Annotated in this window: 13 protein-coding genes and 1 pseudogene; 4 read left to right on the top strand and 10 right to left on the bottom strand. The window is 64.8% G+C overall.

Annotation, left to right across the window (positions count from 1 at the left end; genetic code table 11):
• Nucleotide 1: 1 nt before the first annotated feature.
• The 10 genes and pseudogenes from ABIB80_RS34260 to lptF all read right to left on the bottom strand — a co-directional run bounded on the left by ABIB80_RS34260 (nt 2) and on the right by lptF (nt 10,406).
• Nucleotides 2-724, bottom strand: a complete 723-nt coding sequence (locus ABIB80_RS34260; RefSeq protein ID WP_007591979.1) for a Crp/Fnr family transcriptional regulator — start codon at nt 722-724, stop codon at nt 2-4.
• A 367-nt stretch (nt 725-1,091) separates the two neighbouring features.
• Nucleotides 1,092-1,328 (bottom strand): hypothetical protein, encoded by a 237-nt coding sequence (locus ABIB80_RS34255; protein WP_007591977.1) that lies wholly within the window; start codon nt 1,326-1,328, stop codon nt 1,092-1,094.
• Nucleotides 1,329-1,401: 73 nt separating this feature from the next.
• A pseudogene (locus ABIB80_RS34250) lies at nt 1,402-1,552 on the bottom strand (Flp family type IVb pilin).
• Between the two features lie 157 nt (nt 1,553-1,709).
• Nucleotides 1,710-2,768 (bottom strand): alcohol dehydrogenase, encoded by a 1,059-nt coding sequence (locus ABIB80_RS34245; protein WP_007591976.1) that lies wholly within the window; start codon nt 2,766-2,768, stop codon nt 1,710-1,712.
• Nucleotides 2,769-2,784: 16 nt separating this feature from the next.
• Nucleotides 2,785-3,645, bottom strand: a complete 861-nt coding sequence (gene rsmA / locus ABIB80_RS34240) for a 16S rRNA (adenine(1518)-N(6)/adenine(1519)-N(6))-dimethyltransferase RsmA (protein WP_007591975.1) — start codon at nt 3,643-3,645, stop codon at nt 2,785-2,787.
• A complete protein-coding gene (pdxA, locus tag ABIB80_RS34235; RefSeq protein WP_007591974.1) occupies nt 3,642-4,658 on the bottom strand; it encodes a 4-hydroxythreonine-4-phosphate dehydrogenase PdxA in 1,017 nt (338 codons plus the stop codon). The genes rsmA and pdxA overlap by 4 nt, the downstream gene beginning before the upstream one ends.
• Complete coding sequence (locus ABIB80_RS34230; protein ID WP_007591973.1) at nt 4,658-5,584, bottom strand: peptidylprolyl isomerase family protein; 927 nt, start codon at nt 5,582-5,584, stop codon at nt 4,658-4,660. The genes pdxA and ABIB80_RS34230 overlap by 1 nt, the downstream gene beginning before the upstream one ends.
• Before the next feature lie 69 nt (nt 5,585-5,653).
• Nucleotides 5,654-8,143 carry an LPS-assembly protein LptD gene (locus ABIB80_RS34225; protein WP_007591972.1) on the bottom strand — a complete coding sequence of 830 codons (2,490 nt, stop codon included), beginning with the start codon at nt 8,141-8,143 and terminating at the stop codon, nt 5,654-5,656.
• Nucleotides 8,143-9,240, bottom strand: coding sequence for an LPS export ABC transporter permease LptG (gene lptG, locus ABIB80_RS34220; RefSeq protein WP_007591971.1), 1,098 nt, complete (start codon nt 9,238-9,240; stop codon nt 8,143-8,145). The genes ABIB80_RS34225 and lptG overlap by 1 nt, the downstream gene beginning before the upstream one ends.
• Nucleotides 9,237-10,406, bottom strand: coding sequence for an LPS export ABC transporter permease LptF (gene lptF, locus ABIB80_RS34215; RefSeq protein ID WP_007591970.1), 1,170 nt, complete (start codon nt 10,404-10,406; stop codon nt 9,237-9,239). The genes lptG and lptF overlap by 4 nt, the downstream gene beginning before the upstream one ends.
• 339 nt (nt 10,407-10,745) lie before the next feature.
• Here lptF and ABIB80_RS34210 point away from each other — a divergent pair, with 339 nt between their 5' ends.
• The 4 genes from ABIB80_RS34210 to ABIB80_RS34195 all read left to right on the top strand — a co-directional run bounded on the left by ABIB80_RS34210 (nt 10,746) and on the right by ABIB80_RS34195 (nt 16,648).
• On the top strand, nt 10,746-12,245 hold the full coding sequence (locus tag ABIB80_RS34210) for a leucyl aminopeptidase (RefSeq protein WP_007591964.1): 1,500 nt from the start codon (nt 10,746-10,748) through the stop codon (nt 12,243-12,245).
• Between the two features lie 6 nt (nt 12,246-12,251).
• On the top strand, nt 12,252-12,704 hold the full coding sequence (locus tag ABIB80_RS34205) for a DNA polymerase III subunit chi (protein ID WP_007591963.1): 453 nt from the start codon (nt 12,252-12,254) through the stop codon (nt 12,702-12,704).
• 166 nt (nt 12,705-12,870) lie between these two features.
• Nucleotides 12,871-13,365: a hypothetical protein gene (locus ABIB80_RS34200; RefSeq protein ID WP_198288228.1), complete on the top strand. Its 495-nt coding sequence runs from the start codon at nt 12,871-12,873 to the stop codon at nt 13,363-13,365.
• Nucleotides 13,366-13,801: 436 nt separating this feature from the next.
• Nucleotides 13,802-16,648 (top strand): beta strand repeat-containing protein, encoded by a 2,847-nt coding sequence (locus tag ABIB80_RS34195; protein ID WP_354129081.1) that lies wholly within the window; start codon nt 13,802-13,804, stop codon nt 16,646-16,648.
• Nucleotides 16,649-16,661: the final 13 nt, after the last annotated feature.

The following is a 16,661-nucleotide window of genomic DNA, read 5'->3' as shown; positions in this document are numbered from 1 at the left end:
CCTAAAGCGAACCGTCCGCGGCCGTGCGCCCCATCACCTCGTCAAAGTGCTTCTTCACCCAGTCGTTGCAGGAGCAGGCTCTGGCTTCGAGCGCCGGCGCATCCAGGATCAGGATGGCGCCACGGCGTGTCGCGAGGATCTGCCTCGCCTTGAACATCTGGATGACGCGGCTGGCATAGCTGCGGGAGACGCCGAGCATGCCGGCAAGCTGCTCATGGGTGAGGGGGATCTCGGGGCCGCCGACGTGCTCCTGCGCGGAGATGATCCACTTGGCGGCGCGCTGCTCGATCGAATGCGCGGCATTGCAGGCCGCGATCTGGAGCAGCTGTGCGAACTGGCAGTCGCCATAGCGCGAGAAGACCTGGTGGAGCGTGGCCGACCTCTGCTGGGCCTGCTCGAGCGCGCGGTGCGGCAACCGCATCAGGGTCCCGCCCAGCTTCACGACGATGCGCGAATAGGCCAGCGAGGCGCTGCGGCCGGCGGCAATGCCCACCGCGCCCTCGCGCCCGACCAGCAGGCTTTCAACCTCGCGATCGTCCTCGACTGGCACGGCGAACGACACGAGCGTGGAGCGGCAGGGAAAATGGACCGCCGCGACCTCGTCGCCGGCGTGATACAGGATGTGGTTCGCCTCGAGTTCGACCGGCTGGAGGTGCGGTGCGAACAGTTCGAAATCCGTGCGGCTGAGCCGCTGGAGAAGATCGTTCTGGGGCCGACCGGTCACATGTCTTGCTCTGGCCGGGAATCGGCGCCGGCCAGAACCCTACGTTTCCGTGACGGAGCCGACGGTTCCAAAGTGCACACAAGGCGTTTTTCAAGCGTTGAAAAGATGGCCTCCGGCTTACGGAATTCCGGAAAATTCTGGCGCGGCGCATGGCACGCGAGGCAAATGGCGCAGCCGAACCCAGCTGCCTTCAACTTTACGAGCTCTGTGCAGGAGTGCACACAGCAGGAGCGCGGATCAGCGTAGCGTGCTCGTCGCGGAGCGCCGCAGCCCGTGCGCTCTGCCCGACGGACCGCCGGCCTATATCTCAAACGCCGCCGGGCCGGCGGGCCCGAGGGCGGCCAGGATGTTCATCACCCGACGTTCGTCACCCGAAGCGTGCTTCGCAATCGTGCGCGGGCCGGCTTTTTTCCGCGTGGGCGCGATAGGCATCGATCGCCCTGTTGGCGAGCATCAGTTGCCGGCGTTCACCGGTCCTGAGCTGGGCCTCAATGGCGTCGAGCAGGACGTTCGCCGTCTCGTCCGGAGAGCCGAGCTGTCCGCTCTGCTCCAGGAAGCTCCAGGCGATGAAGAATGCGTTCTCGACGGTGCAGCGAATGGACATGGCTGCCAACGCGGCGCGGCCATTGCCGTTCCGCGGGACAGACGAATGCCGTGAATTAGCGCGCCTGCCCGCGTTACTTCAGTGAGCTGCTGATCGAGGTGAACTTCTGCGCCGAGATTGTTGACGACGGCGATGATCGCCAGTGCGATGCCTGCGGCGATCAGGCCGTAGTCGATCGCGGTGGCGCCGGACTCGTCGGCAAGGAAGCGGCGGATGGTCTGCATGGTCTTGCCAGAATTCCAAAAGAGAGCTGGCGAGGGCCATAATCCGCAGAGATCAGGTTCCCCAATTTGGAACACCGGCTTGCGTCAATTTCGAGTGAATCGCGATGATTGAAGCCGGCGGCGAGATGACCCCGCCGCCTCGCGCTTCTCGCGCATGCTAATTCTTGAGCACGATGCGGCCGACGACCTTGCCGGCGCGAAGCTCGTCGATCCAGGTCTGCACGTCGCCCATCGGCTCCTCGCGCATCGGCGTCGGCTTGATCTTGCCGGCGCGGGCGAGCGCCATCAGCTCGTGAGCCTCGGTGAGCGTGCCGACCATGAAGCCCTCGATGGTCATGCGCTTGTAGACCCATTGCACCATCGGCAACGTGAACTGGCCGCCCATCAGGCCGGAGACCACGATCTTGCCGCCGCGCGCGGCGACGGCGACCGCGAAAGCCATGGACTTCTCGTTGCCCGCGAAATCGACGATCTCGTCGAAGCCGCCATCGGTTTCCTTGAGGATGCGCTTGATCACGTCGGGCTCGGCCGGATTGTAGGCCGCCGCCGCGCCGTTCTTCAGCGCGGTTTCCCGCGCGGCACCGCTGAGGTCGGCGACCGTGATCGGCTGCTTGAACATGGCCGCCGCGAAGGAAAGGCCCATCATGCCGACACCGCCGAGGCCGATCAGCAGGAGATTGCGCTGGCGCGGTCGGTCGACCAGGCGCTTGAGCGCGCCATAGGCGGTGACGCCGGAGCACATCAGCGTCGCGGCCTGGTTGACGGGCAGGGGATCGTAGTCGAGCAGATATTTCGCGTCAGGCACCAGCACGTGGGTGGCGAAGCCGCCGTCGATGGAGACGCCAAGAAAGCGCTGCCTGGCGCAGAGGTTCTCGTCGCCATTGGCGCAGTCGCGACACTGGCCGCAACCGATCCACGGAAACACCGCCTTCTTGCTACCGACGAGACCGGCGAACACTTCGGGGCCGACTTCGTCGACCACGCCTGCGATCTCGTGGCCGAGCGTGAAGGGCAGCGTCATGCCGCGCGTGGTGTCGAGCTTCTTGCCGCCGCCGAGATCGGCGTAGCCGTCCTGGATGTGCAGATCGGAGTGGCAGAGGCCGCAGCGCTCGATGCGCACCAGCACCTCGCGTCCTTGCGGCTTCGGCGTGTCGACGATGGTCTCGCAGAGCGGCGCATCGAACTTGACGAGGGACTGCCGACGCATCAACGCCATATTTCTTCCTCCGAAATTATCTCTCTGTTTCGCTGCGTATATTGGCCAATTCACGGGCCATGGCAACAAAGCCGGAAATCGGAACGGTCTCGGCGCGCCGCGTCGCATCGACGCCGGCAGCTGCGGCGAGCCGCGCGGGATCGGCGCCGAGCGACTTCAGACTTTGTCGCAGCATCTTGCGGCGCTGGCCGAACGCGGCGGCGGCGACCTGTTCGAGCAGCTTGCGATCGCAGGCGAGAGGGTTTTCGCGCGGGATCAGTCGCACGACGGAAGACGTGACCTTCGGCGGCGGCACGAAGGCGGACGGCGCGATGTCGAACAGGATCTTGGTCTCGCAGCGCCAGTTGGCGAGCACGCCGAGCCGGCCGAAGGCCTCCTCGTCCTCGCGCGCCACGATACGCTCGCCGACCTCGCGCTGGAACATCAGGACCATCATGTCGTACCAGGGCGGCCAGGGCTCGGTGGTGAGCCAGCCGACGAGGAGGTGGGTCGCGATGTTGTAGGGCAGGTTCGCGACGATTTTTGCTCTTTCGCCGGATAGCAGCGGGCGCGGGTCGAAGCTCATGGCGTCGCCATGCACGATATCGAGACGGCCGGGATAGCGCGCTGAAATTTCCTGCAAGGCAGGGATCGCCCGCTCGTCGTGCTCGACGGCGATGACGCGTCTGGCGCCGAGCGCGAGCAAGGCGCGCGTCAACCCGCCCGGGCCGGGGCCGATCTCGATGATGGTGGAATCCTCGAGCGGAGCCGCCGCACGCGCGATGCGCGCGGTGAGATTGAGGTCGAGGAGGAAGTTCTGGCCGAGCGATTTGCGCGCCGACAAGGCGTGCTGGCGAATGACCTCGCGAAGCGGCGGGAGGTCGTCGATCGCGCTCATCGGGTTTTCGCAGCCGCCATCCGGCTCGCGAGCCTCAACGCAGCGATCAGGCTTGCCGGATTGGCCTTGCCGGTGCCGGCGATGTCGAAGGCGGTGCCGTGATCGGGCGAGGTGCGGATGAAGGGCAGGCCGAGCGTGACGTTGACCGCGTCGTCGAAGGCCACCGTCTTGATCGGGATCAGCGCCTGGTCGTGGTACATGCAGACGGCGCAGTCATAGCTGTTTCGCGCGGCTTCGTGGAACATGGTGTCGGCGGGGAGCGGTCCCTTCGCCTCGATCCCGTCGCTGCGCAACGTCTTGATCGCCGGCGCGATCACGGTCTGCTCCTCGTGGCCGAGCGAGCCGTCCTCGCCCGCGTGCGGATTGAGGCCGGAAATCGCGATGCGCGGATTCGCGATGCCGAAGCGGGATTTGAGTTCGGTCGCGACGATGCGCACGGTCGAGACGATCAGCTCGCTGGTGAGCTGGGCCAGTGCATCGCGCAAGGAGACGTGGATGGTCACGGGCACCACGGCGAGCCGCGGCGACCACAGCATCATCACCGGCTGCGGCACGCGGCCGTCTTCCGCGGCGAGCTCGGCGAGGAATTCGGTATGGCCGGGATGGCGGAAGCCGGCGCGATAGAGCACGCTCTTGGCGATCGGATTGGTGACGACGGCACCGGCGCGGCCCTCGCGGACATCCGTGACCGCCTGGCGGATCGAGGCGAGGGCGGCGGGCGCGCTCGATGCGTCGGGCTTGCCGGGCTTGGCGCTCACGGGCTCGCCGGTCGCAACCACGGGCAGGGCCTCGGGGAAGGCGGCCCCGGCCTCGCCGGCGCTCACCGAAGCAATCCTGATATTGGCGCCGAGCGCCTTGGCACGGCGGGCAATCAGCGCCTCGTCGCCGAGCAGATAGAAGGCGGGCAGGTCCAGTTCGCGGCGCTTGAGCCAGGCTGCGATGGTGATGTCGGGGCCGATGCCGGCAGGCTCTCCCAGCGTCAAGGCGAGGGGCTTGGCAGGCTGCGGGGCCATCAGCGGTTGCGATACTCGATCATCGCCGCCTTGCGGAGCTCCTCGAGATAGGCCTTCTGGGTCTTCTCGTACTTCTCCTGATACATCTTCTCGCGGACCTCGCGCTTCTTCGGCGTGTCGATCATGGTCGGCTTGCGCGAGCACAGCACCACCATCTCGATGCCCGCCTTGGTCGTCTCGGGGGCGGTCAGGTGGCCGATCGGCGTGTCGTCGAGCACCTTGCGCAGCGCCTCGGGCAATTCCGCCGTGGTCTTGGTGACGGTGTCGCGGATCGTGGCGTTCGGCGTGGAGCGGAACAACGAATTGGCTTCTTCGCAGCTTCCGACGCGCGAGCGATATTGCTCGGCTTCCTTATGCCGCGTCTCCAGGAACGCCGGCGACGAGCCGCGCGGCACGAGCAGCACGATCGGCTGCATCTTGTATTCGGTCCCCTCGATCTGCAGCTTGTCGCCGGTCTGCGCCTGCACGGCCTGCGCGACGTCCTTCTCGCCGACCAACAACTTCTCCTTGAAGCGGCCGCGCACGAGGCTGGTCCAGACCATCTCGGCCTTCATGCGGTTCTTCAGGGTTTCGGGGCGGACGCCCTTGACCTCGAGCGACTTGGTGAGCTGGTCCGGCGAGATGCGCATGCGCTGCGCCATGCCCTCGTAGGACTGGTTGATGTCGGAGACACCGGGGTCGACCCCGTATTTCTTGCCTTCCTTCATCTTCACCCGGTCGTCGATCAGCTCGTTGATGACCTCCTGACGGGCCGGTGTCTTCTGCGTCGTCAGCTGGTCGAGCTTGGAGCGCTGCTCGACGTCGAAGTCGGTGATGGGATCGCCGTTGACCATCACGACGATGTTCTGCGCGCGCGACGGCGCGCCGGCCAGGAGCAGGGCGGCGAGGACGAGGAAGAGGCGGAAGACAGGCAATGAGATCGTCATATTTGTCGCTCGCATGTCAGCCGCGGTGAACCTGCGATCGGGAACACGCGGCCGGCACCTTCAAACCGTTCACTGGAGACCGCCGCCGGAACTGCTGGTCGTCGCTGTGTTCGCCAGCGTGCGCAGGCCGATCTGGAACATGATCGCGTGGTTCAGCACGGGCGGCGCCGCGCCTGCGGAATAGCTATACGCAGTTACATAGTTCAAGCCGAGCACAAAGCAATCGTCGACGTAGCCGGCACCGAGCACATACTGATTGATCTTGTTGGCCTCCAGGTCCCAGCGCGCCGAGCCCGTGACCACCCAGTTGGCCGCGACCTTGATCGAGCCCGACGTCAGGATGCCCTCGCGGCGGGTCAGATAGCCGAGTTCCGGCTGCGCCGCGTAATTGCCGTACAGCATGCTGACGGACCAGCGGTTGAAGTTGGCGCGGCCTTCCGCCTCGAAGCGCTGGATGTTCCAGGTCTGCTCGTCCATGCGCGAGCGAACGCTGAACGTATAGGTGCTGTTGGGCGAATAGGCGGCGCTCGCCACATAGTCGGAGCGCGGCCTCTGCAGACCGGAATCCACGCCAGTATTGATGGAGTCCTGGACCGCGAAGGAGTTCATGCCGAACAGCTGGTAGGACTGGCCGAACAGCGTCTTGATGGCGCCGCCCCTGTCGAATTGCGTGGTGGACTGCACGCCGACATTGGCGCGGCCGCCGCCCTCGACACGGTCGTAACCGGAGAACTTGTCGACGCTGAACAGATTCGAGGCGTCGAACACCATGCTCTGCGCGTCCTCGTTGGGGAGCTTGCCGGCATAGGTCTCGTTCGGCCGGATGATGATCTGCGCGATCGGCTCGATGGTGGTCGAGCCCCAAGGCTGAACGTTGATGAAGGGGTAGCGGTATTCGAGGCCCACGGTCGGCATCAGGCGGAACGCCTGGGTGTCGCCGACAGGAAGATAGTTCGACACGCCCGGCTGGTTGGAGACCGAGGAGTTGATCGCGTCGGCGCGGAGAATGGCGAACGGGGTCCAGATTTCACCGAACGGATCGGTGAAGGACTTGCGCCACTGCGCTTCGGCCGTCAGGCGGGTGTAGGTGCCGGGGAAGCCGCGCAGCAGGCACTGCGACGGCGTGCGCGCGAGCGGATCGGCCGACACCGTCGTGCACAGGCCATTGGTGTTGGCGAGCGTCGTGATCGGATCGAACACCGCGGTGTCACGCGACAGGTTCACGAAATTGGTCTTGTAGCTGAACTCGCCGCCGAAGACCGGATAGTTCAGCACGTTCGAATAGTCGATCACGGGGTAGACGACCGGCACCTGGCTCTGGTTGCCCGAGTAACTCAGCCAGTACATCGTGCGCGCGTCGAAGAAGCTGCGATTGCCGACACCGGTCAGGTAAAGCTGCGAGAGTGCATCCGTCGGCAGATACAGGAACGAGCCCAGCGGATCGCGATATTGCGACAACCGATAGTCCGAGAAGAAATAGTAGTCGGACATCAGGACACCGTCCCAACCCCAGACCCATTTGTCGTTCAGCGCGAACTGACCCTTGGTGTCGACGGCGCCGCGGAACTGCTTGTCGCCGGGCTGGCCGGCGAGCGCGTTCCGATCGAGCTGGTCGATGCCGTAGACGCGGATCTGATAGGCGCCGTCCATCAGGCGCTGGCGGAATTCGGCCTGGAACAGCACGCCCTGCTTGGACGTGATGCGCGGGCTGAAGGTCGCGTCCATGTCGGGTGCGATCGCCCAGTAGAACGGAACCTCGACGCCGTAGCCGAACGGCGTATTCGACGTGAAGCCCGGCATCAGGAAGCCCGTCTTGCGCTTCACGGTCGGGTCGGGCGTCGAGAAATAGGGCATATAGGCGATCGGCACGCCGAAGAATTCGAGCTGCGCCGTCTCGAAATACAGCATCTTCTCCTGCTGGTCGTGGATGATGCGCGCACCCTTGACCTGCCATAGCGGCGGCTTCTTCGGGTCGTCCTTGCATGGCGCACAGGCCGTGTAGACGCCGTTCTCGAACACTGTGTAGTTGCCGCTGGAACGATCGGAGCGGCTCGCCGCCATGCGGGTCTGGTCGGCCGTGTCAACGCGCAGCGAATCGACGAAGCCGTCGCGGTAGTCGTCGGAAAGGTCCAGGATCTCGGCATAGGTGATCTTGCCGTCGGCATCCGTCATCCGGATGTTGCCTTCGGCATGGAGCCGCTTGGTCTTCTGGTCGTAGATGACCTTGTCGGCCTCGACGCTGGTGCCGTTGTAGAACAGCTGGACGTTACCGACCGCGGAGACGCGCGAATTGTTGTAGTCGTAGTCGACCTCGGTCGCCTGAACCAGCATCTGGTTGTCGTTGACGGCCTTCGGCGGCTTCGCACGCGGCGGCAGCGGATTGTAGGTGAAGCTCTGGGCGGAGGCCGGCGCCACGGCGGCAACGTCCATCAGGCCACCGAGCGATGCCACGGCGGCGACAGCAAGCAGGAACCTGCGAATGGACAAGCCACACCCGTTCGCGCGCACCAATGTGCGCCGCGTCAAACGAGACACGGGTCCTCGGTGGACGGCCGTCACTATCCGTCCTCCTGATACAGCAAGGCCAAAAAGCCGGTGAGGCCGCCCACCACCACGGGCAACCACGCCGCAGCGATCGGATGCATCAACTCAGCCTTGCTCAAATCTTCAGTCACTTTCGACAGAACGTAGAGCAGAAAGCCTGCGCCCACGCCACTCAAAACCATCTTCTGCACGCCGCCCATCCGGAAGAAGCGCAACGACACGGAAGCCGCGAGCATCACCATGGCCGCAAGCAAAAACGGCTGTGCCAGAAGCTTCTGATACTGGAGTCGGTATCCGGCTGTCGCGAAGCCCGAGCTTTCGGAAGAGCGGATGTAGCTCGGTAGTTGCCAAAAGGACACAGTCTCGGGTGTGGAAAAGCTGTTGCGGACCTGCGCCTCGGTCAGCGTCGTCGGAATCTCCAGGCTGGCCTGATCGACCGGGGGCGAATCCAGCGAGAAGCGGCGGACGCCCTTGAACAGCCAACGGCCGGCCTCGAGTGTCGCCTCTCGCGCCTCGATGCGCTCCTTGAAGTGCTGCTCTGTGTCAAACCGGAACAGCGTGAGTCCCGTGAGCCGGATACCCTGCTGCTCGCTGCGCGCCGCGTTGATGATGGTCTGGCCGTCATTGGTGACCTGATTGAGCCAGAAGCCGGAGGCGTCCTGAATGCCGCCGCCGGGCGCCGAGCCGAACAGCTCGGCTTCCATGCGCTTGGAGAGCTCGCGCAGATTGGCCGACATCGGATTGTAGGCGACGGTGGCGATCACTCCGATCAGGAGCGCGCTGCCGAGCGCCGGCGAGATGAATTGCCATGCGGAGACGCCGGCGGCGCGCGCGACCACGAGCTCGAGCCGGCGGGAGAGGGCGAGATAGCAGGTCATGGCGCCGATCAGCATGCAGAACGGCGTCAGCTTCTCCAGCAGCTGCGGCACGCGGAACAGCGAGGTCTCGGCCACCATGACCGCGGAGGCGGATGCGAGGCCCGAAGTCTTGCGCACCATCTCGATGTAATCGACCAGCACCAGCAACAAAAAAATGCTGGCGAACACGCCGAGCGCCGCGACCACGAAACGGCCGGCGAAATAGCGCCCGAGTGTGTTGGTGAGCATGCTCATGCGGTGGCCGGCCGTCTGAACAGCCGCGCGATGCGTGCGTTCGACCTGTTGATGGCCTCCATGAGGCGCGGCGGCGGTTCGACCACAAGGCCGCCGATGATGATCGCCATCCCGATGCCGATGGCACCAATGACCATCGCATATTGGACCAGCACCGCGCCGGGCGATTTCACCGCCATCACCGAGCAGGCAAAGCCGGCCATGCGCAGGCCGAACACGGCGAAGATCGATGAGCCCATCGAGAAATTGCGGCTCTGGCGCGTGGTGCGAGGCGCACCCAGAAACGCGAAGGTCAGCACGGCAAAGGCGAAGGGATAGATCGGCGCCAGCAGGCTGTCATGCAATGCCGAGCGGAACTGGCCGGGAATCTGCTTGTAGACGGGGTCGTCCTCGGACGGCGAGAGCAGCTCCCAGAGATAACGCTCGCGGATGCCGAGGGTGACGTCGCGGCCCTGGCCCGAGAACTTGGACATGTCGAAGCCGTAGCGGCCGAACGCCACCAGCGCGGGATCGCGCTTGCCGGCCTCGAAGCGCTGGAGATTGCCGGTCTCCAGCACCAGGAACGATCCGTTCTCGTTCTTCATGACTTCGCCGTGCTCGGCGACGATCGAGACCCGCTCGTTCGGATCGCGGCGGTCGTCGATGAAGATGCCGGCGAGGATGCCGCCGGGCTGGCGTTCGCGAATCCTGATCGTCAGGTTCTTGTCGAGCTGGGCGAAGCGGCCGGGCTGCAGGATGTTGGTAAGCACGTCGGCGGTGATCTCGGCGTCCCACTGCTTGATCCGCCGCATGCCATCGGGAGCGAGATAGGCCGCGATGAAGGCGACCAGCAGCGCCACCACGCAGGTGGCGTAGAAGAACGGATAGAACAGCCGGAACGGCGAGAAGCCGGCGGCATTCATCACGATGATCTCGGAATCGGTCGCAAGCTTGTTCAGCGTATGCGAGATCGCGATCATCAGCGCGATCGGCGAAATGATCAGGACCAGCGCGGGCACGACGAGGCTGGTGATGCCGAGGAAGGTCAGGATGGTCTGACCCTGGCTCGTCATCAAGTCGATGCCGCGCAACGCTTGCGTAATCCAGATCACGCCCGTGAGGCTGACCAGGACCAGCGCAAACGACGCGAGCGTCGTGCGGAAGATATACCTATCGATTGACCCCATGCGCTACCGCACGAATCCCACCAAGTCCCCAATGCCGGCCGGAATTCCGGCTGTCCAACCAATCCCCGCAAGGGGATCCCCAAGGTCGGTCAACCATCTCATCCGCCGGCTTACTCTCTCAGTACCATCCCTTTGATCCGTCAACAAAATGGCTGCCCCGTGGCACCCTCAATATATGGTTAATATTTCCCTCGTTGTGGCCCCTCGGCCACGGGGGGTGCTTGGCATCGACCGGGCCAGTGGCCCATAGTGCGTTACGCCCAGTGAATCGCCGTTCAGCTCCGGCCCGTGGCCGGGACTGCCGATCGGTAAAAGCGCAACGTTTTTGAGGAGTTACTCATGTCCGATGCCATCAAGGTCGGCTTCGTTCCATTATCTGCCGCCGTCCGTGGCATCATGGTCGTGTTCTGCGACGACAGCCTGAAGCTCGGCCCGGCGACCGCCAAGGCCCTCGGCGGGGCCACCGAACTCGTGAAGCGGGCGGCCACCGCCGCCGCCTTCAAGGGCAAAAGCGGCGCTGCGCTCGACATCCTTGCGCCGGAGGGCGTGAAGGCCACCCGCCTGATCGTGATCGGCGCCGGCAAGGCGGCCGGCCTGAAGGCGAACGACTTTCTCAAATTCGGCGGCGTGGCGGCGAGCAAGCTTCCGGCCGGGGTGGCGGCCATGACCATCATGGCGGAACTGCCCAATGGCGCCATGACGAGCGAGCAGGCGGTCGCGATCGCCTCGGGCCTGCGGCTGCGCACCTACAAATTCGACCGCTACAAGACCAAGAAGAAGGACGGCGAGGAGGGCGGCACGCGCGCCGACGTCTCGTTTGCGGTCGGCGACGTGGTCGTCGCGAAGAAGGCGTTTGCATCGGCGGCTGCGATCGTGGACGGCGTGATCATTGCGCGCGACCTCGTCAACGAGCCGCCGAACGTGCTTTTTCCCGAGGAGTTCGCGCGCCGCGCAGGCCTGCTCCGCAAGCTCGGCGTCAAGATCGAGGTGCTCGACGTCAAGGCGATGGACAAGCTCGGCATGGGCGCGCTGCTCGGCGTCGGCCAGGGCTCGGCGCGGCCGAGCCGCACCGTGATCATGCGTTGGGACGGCGGCAAGAAGGGTGAGGCGCCGGTTGCCTTCGTCGGCAAGGGCGTCTGCTTCGACACCGGCGGCATTTCGATCAAGCCGGCCGGCAGCATGGAGGACATGAAGGGCGACATGGGAGGCGCGGCCTGCGTCGTCGGCCTGATGCATGCTCTCGCCGCACGCAAGGCCAAGGTCAACGTCGTCGGCGCCATCGGCCTCGTCGAAAACATGCCGGACGGCAACGCGCAGCGCCCCGGCGACATCGTCACCTCGATGTCGGGCCAGACCATCGAGATCATCAACACCGACGCGGAAGGCCGCCTGGTGCTCGCCGATGTGCTCTGGTACGTCGCCAAGAAAACCAAGCCGAAATTCATGGTGGATCTGGCGACGTTGACCGGTGCCATCGTGGTCGCGCTCGGCACCGAGCATGCCGGCATGTTCTCCAACAATGACGAGCTTGCCGAGCGGCTGCTGGCAGCCGGCATCGAGAGCGGCGAGAAGGTCTGGCGCCTGCCGCTTGGCCCTGAATACGACAAGCTGATCGATTCCCAGTTCGCCGACATGAAGAACACCGGCGGCCGCCATGGCGGCTCGATCACCGCGGCGCAGTTCCTCCAGCGATTCGTGGACGGCACGCCCTGGGCGCATCTCGATATCGCCGGGACCGCCATGGGCGCGCCGAAGACCGACATCAACCACAGCTGGGGAAGTGGCTATGGCGTTCGCTTGCTCGACCGTCTGGTCGCCGACCATTACGAGCGCAAATGACCCGAGATGACTGAAGTCCTTTTCTACCATCTGCAAAACATGACGGTGGAGAACGTGTTGCCGCCGCTTCTCGAGAAATCGCTCGAGCGCGGCTGGCGCGTCGTGGTGCAGTCGACTTCGCCGGAGCGCGCCGATGCGCTCGACGCCCATTTGTGGACCTATCGCGACGATTCCTTCCTGCCGCACGCGACCTGGCGGGTGAGCGACGCCGCCGAACAGCCGATCGTGCTGGCGGTCGAGGATGACAATCCGAACGGTGCCAATGTCCGCTTCCTCGTCGACAACGCCGCGCTGCCGCAGGACGCGCAGGGCTATGAGCGCATGGTGCTGCTGTTCGACGGGGACGATCCGGACGCACTTGCGTTCGCCCGCAGCGCCTGGACGGATTGCAAGGCGCGGGGATTTGATGTCACCTATTGGCAGGCCGACGAGCGGGGCCGATGGCAGAAGCGGAATTAGCGGTCGCTCGCAATTAATGATAATTTGCACTTTTCGGGGGATGATGGCTTTTGTCACCTTCGTGCCGCAAAGTGGTGTTGGTACAATTGCTTAGGGCCGATCCTTCACTCGGGGAAATTAGTTTATCGTGCGACATCAAAAGCTTCCCAGCTCGCTCATAGTTGCGTTGGCGGCCATAGCCCCGCTGGTCGCGGGCTGTTCGGGCGGGACCGATCTGTTGTCCAGGGATGCCCAGTGGTTCAACACGCCCAGCCGCCTGTTCATCAAAAGCATCTCGATCGAGTCGCCGCCGCTGACCCCCGACAAGCCGGTTGGGGCCGAGGATCTGGTCAGCGCCGACGGGGCTTGTGCCGGCATGGCGCCGCCGCCCGGGCCGGCTGATGCGAATGCGTCCACGACCGCGCCGGCTCCCATGGGCGGCACCGTCGCGCTCGGCCACACCGAATGCGATGTGGTGCGCGGCATCGGCGCGCCCTCGAGCGTCAACCTCTCCGGTGATGCCGCCGGCAGGCGCGTTGCGGTCGTGACCTGGACGACCGGTCCGCGCGCCGGCATCTACACCTTCACGGCCGGTCGCCTGTCCTCGATCGAGGGCACGCCGGAAGCCCCGGTCATGCCGAAGGCGACCAAGCCGAAGCCGAAGAAGAAGTCGGCGGCGTAACGGGTTGGCCTTTTGCCCTGATGCTGGTTGCGGCTGTCGCTGCGATCGGCCGCGCATGCTTCCCCCTATTGTCAAGCGATTTTGCATCCATTGATTGCGATGGGCGGGCGTGAATCGTGATCTCTCCGTTCTCGCTCGCCGGCGATCTTGTTCGCGAGTTTCGACATCGCGGATGCCGACCTTCGCCCAAAGCGCCTTCATTGCCTCGAGCCGCGTTTTTCCGCGCGCGTTGAAAGTCACGGGGGCGTTACGCGTGATCCGTGATCACGCGATTCGTGATGAGAGAGCCTTCGCATTCGCTTTCGAAAACTGCCCCGAAGCAAAACTGGAGGAAATCTCCAGAATAATCACGCGCGTCTCAAGCAACGGTTCAAGAATCTCATGTGCGCGGCTGCTACGCATCGAAGGGAGGGGCTAGGTCGGAAGGATCATTTGGATGTCCATTACCTCTGTGTTTTCCCCGGTTACGGGGCAGCTCACCATTTTCGGCGACAGCGCGAATAACGGCCTTGTGATAAGTCGCGACAAGTCCGGCCGCATCCTGGTCAATAACGGGCACGTGAAAACGGTTGGTGGCGAACCCACCGTCGACAACACCACTGCGATCGACATCTTCGGTCAAGGCGGTGACGACACGATCACCGTCGACGAATGCCACGGCCCGATGCCGGCGGTGCACATCTTCGGCGGCGACGGCAATGACAGGATCACGGGCGGCTCGGGAGCCGATCTCCTGTTTGGTCAGGCCGGCAACGATTTGATCAAGGGAGGCGGCGGTAACGATCTGCTGTTCGGCGGAGCGGGTAACGACGTCCTGGACGGCGGTAGCGGCGACAATCAGCTGTTCGGCGAGGCCGGCGACGATGTCATGGTCTGGAATCCGGGCGGCGGCACCAACCTGTTCGAGGGTGGTGAGGGCAACGATACGGCTCAGGTCAACGGAAGCAACGCCGCCGAGACGTTCACGATCACGGCGAACGGCACCCGTGTGCGGCTCGACGGGACGGGCGCGGTGCCGTTCTCGCTCGACATCGGCACGACGGAAAATCTCGTCCTGCACGGTGGGGGCGGCGACGATGTCATCACCGCGGGCAACGGGCTCGGCAGCCTGATCTCGCTGACGCTCGATGGCGGCGCCGGCAACGACAGGATTACCGGCGGCGATGGCAACGACCTCATCATCGGCGGCAGCGGGGACGACATCGTCAATGGCGGACGCGGCAACGACGTCGCCCAGCTCGGGAGTGGCGACGACACTTTCATCTGGAATCCCGGTGACGGCAGCGACACGGTCGAAGGCGGCTCGGGCAGCGACAAGCTGCTTTTCAATGGCGCCAACATCAACGAGACCATCGACATCTCGGCCAATGGCGGCCGGGTGCGCTTCACCCGCGATGTCGCCAACATCACGATGGATCTCAACAGCGTCGAGCAGATCGAATTCGATGCGCGGGGCGGGGCCGACAACATCACCGTCGGCGACCTCACCGGGACCGGCGTCAAGCAGGTGCTGGTTGATCTCGGAGCCGTTCCGGGAGGGACGCAAGGCGACGGCGCAGCTGACACGGTGACCGTCAACGGCAGCAACGGCAATCAGCACATCGAGGTCACAGCCACGGGCACAACGGTCACGGTCACGGGGCTGCCGGAGCTCGTGACGATCGCAAATGCAGAGGCCGGCAACGACCGGCTGGTCGTTCAGGCGCTCGGCGGCAACGACGTCATCGATGCATCCACGCTCGGCGCGGCGATCGGGCTGACCATCGACGGCGGCGCGGGCAACGACACCATCACCGGCAGCCAGGGCGCCGACACCCTGATCGGCGGCGACGGCAACGACAAGGTCATCGGCGGCCGCGGCAATGACGTCGCGCTTCTTGGCGCAGGCGACGACATCTTCACGTGGAATCCCGGTGACGGCAGCGACGTCGTCGAAGGCGGCGCGGGAACCGATACGCTGGTGTTCAACGGCGCCAACGTGGCCGAGAACATGTCGGTCTCGGCGAACGGAGGCCGTGCGCTTCTCACCCGTGACGTCGGTGCTATCGTCATGGACCTCGCTGGCGTCGAGCACGTGCAGATCGCGGCAGCAGGCGGCGCCGATAACATCACCGTCAGCGATCTGACCGGGACAGGAATCACGCAGGTTGCCATCGACCTCAGCGCCGGCCCCGGCAGCCAGGGCGGTGATGGCGCGGCGGACCGCGTGACCGTGAACGGCACGACTGGTGACGACAACATATCGGTCGTGACCTCCGGCGGATCGATCGTGGTCAACGGCCTCGCTGCGCAGGTGACGATTGCGCACGCGGACGCCGGTGATGTGCTCGGCATCAACGGCGGACAAGGCAATGACGTCATCGATGCGTCTTCCATCAAGGCGGGACAGTCGTTCAGCCTCAACATCAATGGCGGCGACGGCAACGACACCATCATCGGCAGTGCCGGCAATGACGTGGTGAACGGGGGACGCGGCAACGATTTCGCCAATCTCGGTGCGGGCGACGACACCTTCGTCTGGAATCCCGGCGACGGCAGCGACACCGTCGAAGGCGGCAAGGGCACCGACACGCTGGCATTCAACGGCGCCAATATCAGCGAGAACATCAACATTTCGGCCAATGGCGGCCGGGTGCTGTTCACGCGAGATGTCGCGGCCATTGCGATGGACCTGAACGGGGTCGAACATGTCGACTTCAATGCCCTCGGCGGTGCCGACAACATTACCGTCGGCGACCTCTCCGGCACCGGCGTGAGCCAGGTCGACCTCGATCTCGGCGCCAATGACGGCGCCGCGGATACCGTGACCATCAACGCAACCGGCGGCAACGACGTCATCGCGGTGACCGAGCACGACGGCATCATCACGGTGTCGGGGCTTGGCCAGGACATCAACATCACTGATGCCGGCGCGGGCGACAGGATCGTCATCAACGGCCTCGATGGCGACGACGTCATCACGGCCTCCGGGCTGCACGGCGGCATCCAGCTCGTCGCCAATGGCGGCAACGGCGACGACGTGCTGATCGGCAGCCCCGGCAACGACACGCTGGCGGGTGGTGCCGGTGATGACGTGCTGATCGGCGGCGGCGGCCTCGACATCCTGGACGGCGGCACCGGCAACAACGTCGTCATCCAGGGCGGAGCGTTTGCGGCCGCGATGCTGCTCAACCAGGCCATGGCGGCCAGCTTCGTCCCGGCAGGTGAGGGGAACGGCGAGATGCCGCTGCCCGATCCGCACGCGACGCAGAGCCAGGTGCTCGCACCGCCCCAGCACGCCTGAAGCCGGCGGCATC

Origin of the sequence: Bradyrhizobium sp. i1.15.2 (assembly GCF_040548425.1) — a bacterium.
GTDB classification, from domain to species: Bacteria; Pseudomonadota; Alphaproteobacteria; order Rhizobiales; family Xanthobacteraceae; genus Bradyrhizobium; species Bradyrhizobium canariense.
The sequence above is the reverse complement of the archived record's forward strand: the minus strand, read 5'-3'. Positions and strand labels throughout refer to the sequence as shown.